The 6,113-nt window shown below is 56.2% G+C and carries 6 protein-coding genes, 1 tRNA gene and 1 pseudogene; 2 read left to right on the top strand and 6 right to left on the bottom strand.

Annotated features, from left to right (window positions below; translation table 11 throughout):
• Window positions 1-232, bottom strand: a pseudogene (locus tag ACXJ5O_RS16400) (UDP-N-acetylglucosamine 1-carboxyvinyltransferase); the annotation flags it as partial.
• Window positions 233-782: 550 nt separating this feature from the next.
• Here ACXJ5O_RS16400 and ACXJ5O_RS16395 point away from each other — a divergent pair.
• Window positions 783-857, top strand: a tRNA-Thr gene (locus tag ACXJ5O_RS16395).
• Window positions 858-862: 5 nt separating this feature from the next.
• Here the strand turns inward: ACXJ5O_RS16395 and ACXJ5O_RS16390 are convergent.
• From ACXJ5O_RS16390 to ACXJ5O_RS16375, 4 genes are all read right to left on the bottom strand, one after another.
• A complete protein-coding gene (locus ACXJ5O_RS16390) occupies window positions 863-1,780 on the bottom strand; it encodes a ribokinase (protein WP_457300817.1) in 918 nt (305 codons plus the stop codon).
• A gap of 4 nt (window positions 1,781-1,784) precedes the next feature.
• Window positions 1,785-2,636, bottom strand: coding sequence for a BtpA/SgcQ family protein (locus ACXJ5O_RS16385; RefSeq protein ID WP_457300816.1), 852 nt, complete (start codon window positions 2,634-2,636; stop codon window positions 1,785-1,787).
• A 47-nt stretch (window positions 2,637-2,683) separates the two neighbouring features.
• Entirely contained in the window at window positions 2,684-3,394 is a 711-nt protein-coding gene (locus tag ACXJ5O_RS16380; protein WP_457300815.1) for a GntR family transcriptional regulator, read from the bottom strand.
• 87 nt (window positions 3,395-3,481) lie between these two features.
• Window positions 3,482-4,384, bottom strand: coding sequence for a LysR family transcriptional regulator (locus tag ACXJ5O_RS16375; protein ID WP_457300814.1), 903 nt, complete (start codon window positions 4,382-4,384; stop codon window positions 3,482-3,484).
• Window positions 4,385-4,514: 130 nt separating this feature from the next.
• Between ACXJ5O_RS16375 and ACXJ5O_RS16370 the strand changes: the two genes are divergently transcribed.
• Complete coding sequence (locus ACXJ5O_RS16370; RefSeq protein WP_457300813.1) at window positions 4,515-5,132, top strand: FMN-dependent NADH-azoreductase; 618 nt, start codon at window positions 4,515-4,517, stop codon at window positions 5,130-5,132.
• Window positions 5,133-5,565: 433 nt separating this feature from the next.
• Here the strand turns inward: ACXJ5O_RS16370 and ACXJ5O_RS16365 are convergent.
• Window positions 5,566-6,113: NAD-dependent epimerase/dehydratase family protein (locus tag ACXJ5O_RS16365; protein ID WP_457300812.1), on the bottom strand; the 548-nt coding region annotated here is incomplete at its 5' end.

Below are 6,113 nucleotides of genomic sequence, written 5' to 3'. Positions count from 1 at the left end.
AATAGGCGCCGTCCTGGCGTTCGCGGCGTCCATTGACGGAATAATCGACACCATGATTGCCGAGAATACGGATTAGTTGTTCAACGTCGGCGAGATGAGGAACGTTTTCCAGCGTCAGCGTATCATCCGTGAGAAGCGACGCGATCATCAACGGCAGGGCCGCGTTCTTGGCACCCGAAATTGGAATGACGCCATTGAGCTTGTTACCGCCAACAATCTTGATGCGATCCATATTGTGTCACTTTCGCGGGAAACTACCCGTCCTGTCGTTGAGACTCTTTGCAGAGCCGGTTGCTGTAAACCATCACACGAAATGGTTCAAGAAAGGCTTATGGCCCTGTTTGGGTCATTCCTGATTCCTCTTGGGAGGAATCGGAAGGCTTTTCGCTTGCAGCGACAATTCCCTCGTCGCGTTCATCTGCGGCACCAGAACGGCGCGAGCGCGATTGCTGTTTTCGCCGTGCCAGATTCGCCCGCAATTGTTCGGAACGTCGCTTCTCGCGGTTAATCTGTTCGGAATTCGGGTTTTTCGACGGCGAAGTCATGTCGTGTCACGTATATTCCGAGTGAGTTTCATGCCATTCTATTCCCAACGATCCATCGCTTTTGCCGCGTACACATAATTTGGCATAGAGATTACGATTGCTTGCTTGCGATTTCAGCAATGATATGGCAGAAGTCCGCCGCGTTCGCAAATCGGCTGCAACTCAGGTAGAGCACTTCATCGCGGAGTGGTATACCGGAAACGAGGCATGGTTGCGATCCGCATGTGATATGGAAACGCTGTTGTAGCTCAGTGGTAGAGCGCGTCATTGGTAATGACGAGGTCGGGAGTTCAATCCTCCCCAGCAGCACCATTCCTTCACTTCTCGAGCCTTTTATAACGTGCTACCAGCACTGCGAGTTCGTCGCGGCTGGGCAGAGCCGTAAACGCACCCCGACGTTGTGCAGTCAGTGCAGCGGCGCTTTGAGCGAGGTTGATGGCGGTCTCCTGGCCCAAACCCATCGCAAGCACCGCTGCAAACACTCCGCAAAAAGTGTCGCCGCAACCAGTCGTGTCAATTGCACGAATTTGTGAGGCTGGGTAGTGGCAGATCGTTCCGTTGCTATCGGATGTAAGGCACCCGCCTGCTCCAAGAGTGACAATCGCCATGGATGCACCGAGCCGGCACAGGGCTGCGGCGGCTTTGGTTGGTTCGGAAAGTCCGGTGATGGCCTTCGCCTCGCCGCGATTTGTGATAACAATATCGCACAATGACAGGAGCGGTCCGACTTCCCACCATAGCGGCGCAGGATTGAATATTGTTGTTGCGCCGCGAGCAGTTGCACACGCGAGAGCGGCCCGGGTGCTCGCCTGTGGAAGATTACCTTGCAGCACCACAACATCGGCCGCATTCGCCTTCGCAGAGAAGAGTTCTGCCATTTCCTCGGTCAATGCGGCGGCGCAACTTCCCGTACTTACGATGCTATTTTCACCGTCCGGCAGCACCATCAAAAGGGAGAAATCGCTCGAATAGGGAACGTGGTGCAGTTCGAGTTCAGCTATGCCCTCGGACGCCAATGCCGCTGCGATTTCTGCGCCTTGAGCATCGTGCCCGATGGCGGAATGGAAGATGACCTGCGCGCCGGTACGCGCGGCGGCAACCGCCTGGTTGAGCCCTTTCCCACCGGGCGCGCTATTGGCGCTGTCACCGAGCAGCGTTTCACCTTTTTCCGGCAAGCGCGGCACCTGGAGCGTTAAATCGAGGCCCGCATTGCCGAGAACGAGCACTTGGCCCACGACGTCAGCTCCGCGCTTTCTTGACAGCTTGCATGAAGACCTGCAGCCGATCCGGATCGACCGGGTTCCACCAAGCGCCCTCATGTTTGAGATAACTTGCAACAATCACCGCGTCAGCAACAGTAAAAATGTCGCCTACATTATCCGGTGTGACACCGGAACCAACGGCAACAGGTAGCGACGTACCGGAAGCGATTGTCTGCAGTTCATCCATCGTGGCGCTATCGCCCGTGCGCTGGCCGGTGGCGATGGCCACGTCGGCATCGAAAAACTCATTGTCGCGTGCGAGTTCAGTGATGGTGCGGTCGCCAGTAATAGCATGAGCGCCGTGCTTCACGTGCACATCGGCAAAGATGCGGACGGATTTAGCACGCAACCAGGCTCGATAGCGCGCCGCCTCGCCTGCAGGTCCGTCCATCAGACCTTCATTGGCGACATAGGCATTCGACCATTGGTTGACGCGAACGAACGCTGCACCGGCAGCCTTGGCCACCGCCAGCGCCTGAACCGCCCCGTTGGCGAGAACATTGACGCCGATGGGTAGGCCGCTATAGCGGCGAACAGCATCGGTCATGACTGCCATGGCAGCAGCGGTTTCCGGACCAAGGCGATCCGGCTTGGCAAAAGGAATATCGCCGTGGTTCTCGACAATCAGACCATCCACACCGCCAACTTTGTAGCGCCCGGCTTCCGCCACGGCGAAAGTGACAATATCCTCCATTGGCTCTCCATCATAATTCGGAGAACCCGGCAGCGGCAGCGAATGGATCACGCCGATGACGGCCTTGCGCCGGCTGAAGATTTCCTGGATGGCGTTCGGCTTGGCGCGATAGATGGACTTGGGTTGAGAGGTCATGGTGATACTTTCTACATGCGGTTAAAGCGGGGGACGTTCCGTCGTTGTTATGAACGGGCGAGACCAACCTGGAAGCTGTATCGATCCGCCCGATAGTGCAGGACGACATATTCGACGGGCTGCCTTGCGGAATTCCACGACGTGCGATGGCAAACCAGAACCGCGGCCGGCTGTTTTAGTCCGAGGCTTCGAGCAGTGCCCGCGTCAGCAATAGCTCCTTCGATTCGTTCATGGCCGCCGGTCAGTGCGACGCCTGCAGCCTCTTTGAGCCAGCCATAAAGTGATCCGTCGTCCAGACCAGTGACCGTGGGCAGTCCGGACCGTTCGAATGCCACAGGAGCGAGATACGTCAGCGATGTCGCCATGGGACTTTCATCCGCCAGTAAGATGCGATCGATCTCGAGTACTGGAGAATTGATGGCTATTTTCAACTCCGTCGCCACGAATTCACTCGCCAGCGTAAGTTTCAGTGACCGTGTTCGATAACTGGGCTTCAAGCCCCTCACCGCCATGTCTTCCGAAAAAGATGAGAGACGATTCAACGGTCGTTCTATGCGCGGTTCAATGACAATCGAGCCGCGACCCGACTTACGGCTTATCAATCCTTCCGCCTCCAGAAAGTCGAGCGCCGCACGCGAGGTCGTCCGGCTTACGCCAAAGCGGCGGTTGAGTTCCGCCTCACCCGGCAACGCCTGGCCCGGCCTGAAGGTGCCGTCCTCAATTGCCCGTCGCAGTCGCTCTGCAATTTGCGACCACATTGGCGTCCGGCCCTCCACAATATCTGTCTCATACCACATAACGCCAAACAACATGACGTCATGACATTTGTCAATGATTGAAATCGATCATTCGAACTTAGCCAATTCCTGCTTGAAGCGGTCGACCAGCCAAGTAGCTGCCGGTCCGAGGGGGCTGTCTACCGAATAGAGCGCAAGCAAGGGATAGGAAGCATCCGGATAAGGTTCAAGGTCGAGATGTACGAGCCTCCCTTCGGCGAGATCGTCCTTGACCATCCATTTTGCCAGACCACCCCAGCCCAGGCCCGCCAGCATCAATTCATGCTTGGTTCCAACGTCGGTCAACCGCCATGTTTTATAGGCGAATACGCCAAAATCTCGACCCTTCGTTTGTTCGCTCAAATCGGTGACAACGAGTTGCACGTGGTCGCGTATGAAGGAAAGAGGCACCGGTCCCTCGTAAAGAGCAAGGGGGTGATCGGGCGCTGCAACTGGTGTCATCGCAGTTTCCCCGACCTTTACGGATACAAGCTCGTCATAAGCTACTAACGGCGGGCCCCCAATGCCGAAATCGGCCTGCTTTTTCAACACGATATCCCAGACCATGCCAAGTGCACCGACGTGCAGGCGCAAGCTCACGGTTGGGAACTGCAGCTGGAACGACTTGAGTACTGCCGTCAGAACAGGCGAAGGCAGCGTGACGTCGACGGCAACGGCGACTTCTGACTCGAGCCCCTGCTTCAATCCCTCGACGCGCGCGCGCAGGCTTTGCAAGACCGAAACCATGCGTCGCGCATCCTCGAGCATGGCTTTCCCACCTTCTGTTAGCCGCGGTTCGCGTGTCCCGCCGCGCTCGAAGAGCTGCAGCTCAAGCTGGGCTTCCAGATTGGCGATCGTATAGCTGACGACTGATTGAGATCGGTTGAGACGTCGYGCCGCCGCCGAGAAGCTTCCCGTCTCCGCAACAGCAACAAAGACCTGAAGTTGGTCAAGGGTAGGGTTGGGTTGCATCGCCACACCTATCGATCATTTAGATGGATTAGATCGATATTTTCCCAGTTTTTTAAATGGATGTCGAGAACCAAATTACAGCAATCGGATTGTTCTCACCGAGACAAAATCAACTGAAGGAACTTAGGCTATGTCTTCCATACTTCTCGTTACATCGAGCCCACGTGCCGCCGCCTCCCATTCGACTCGCGTCGCAACGGAACTCGCCAATAAACTGCAGGCGAAAACGCCTGGTGCGAAAATCGTTACCCGCGACCTCGCGAGCAACCCTCTTCCCCATATTGATGCTGACTATGCTTCGGGCATCTACACACCCGTCGAGTCCCGTTCTGTCGAGCAACAAAATGTTGTCGGCGTATCCGACGCAGTTGTAGACGAACTCTTCGCTGCTGATGCCGTCGTCATCTCTACCGGCATGATCAACTTCAACATCTCCTCGACACTCAAGGCCTGGATCGATCATATCGCTCGCGCCGGCAGAACGTTCAGCTATGGCGCCGAGGGCCCGAAAGGTCTTGTAACTGGCAAGAAAGTGTATGTAGTGATCGCATCTGGTGGTGTTTACTCGGATGGTCCGGCCGCGGCCCTCGACCATGCGACCCCTTACCTGAAGACAGCACTCGGCTTTCTCGGTATGACCGATGTCGAGGTAATTCGCATCGAAGGCGTTGCCATGGGCCCGGAAGCTGAAGCCAAAGCGATTTCTTCGGCCCTTGATCACACTAATGATCTGGCGCTCGCCGCCTAAGGGTTTGCGCCGGACGTGAAAGGGGCGGGCTTTGGCCCGCCTCTTTTTTCGTTTTCTATATAGCGGCTGCGATTAACCGCGCCGGTTCCTTTCGGCTTCATCAAGCCGTCTGAGCTGATCAAGAAGGCTTTCAGGAACCGTCTCGTCGACCTTGTATATCCCTGCAGCACGAATTGCCGATCTGTAAGACGACTGGGAGATTTGTCGTCGCAAGATCCTTGAAAGTTCTTTTTCGTTGGGCCGGTTAATGCCGTCCATCGTTGCTTAAACTCCAACTTTCTTTCGTAGACTAAACCCATTAACTACGAACAAGTTCCCTTTTCGTGCCTTGAGGGGCTTAAAGCAATGTGTCGCTGCGACGCAGTCTTTAGTCTTAGACAGTTCTCCAATCTGCAAAGCCGCCGGACGACGAATCAAAGGAAAAGCAGCGTTTTCAGCGACTGGTATTGCGATGCTGAAGAGATTTTTCCCACCGAAGGGCAGATTCAACGATTTTGTCGAGATCATCGAGCTTGGGTTCCCAACCTAGATTAGCCCGGGCCTTGCCGCTATCGGCGACGATGGAAGCCGCGTCGCCGGGCCGCCGACCGGTCAGACGTGCGTCGATGGGCGAACCATGCACGCGCTCCACGCTTTCGATCACTTCCTTCACCGAATACCCGCGGCCGTATCCGCAATTGGCGACCATACTGCTGCCACCTTCCCGCAACCGCTCAAGAGCCAGCCGATGCGCCGCAACGAGGTCGCTGACGTGGATGTAATCGCGGACGCATGTGCCGTCTGGCGTCGGAAAATCATGACCGAAGATTTCCATGTAGCGTCTCTTTCCAAGGGCAGTCTCGCACGCAACCTTGATCAGGTGCGTTGCGCCTTTGGTCGATTGGCCGGTCCGGCCCTTTGGATCGGCGCCAGCAACGTTAAAATAACGTAGCGCGGTATAATGAAAATCGTGMGCGGCCGCAGTGTCGCGGAGCATCCACT

The sequence above is a fragment of the Phyllobacterium sp. P5_D12 genome (genome assembly GCF_054049495.1).
The sequence above is the reverse complement of the archived record's forward strand: the minus strand, read 5'-3'. Positions and strand labels throughout refer to the sequence as shown.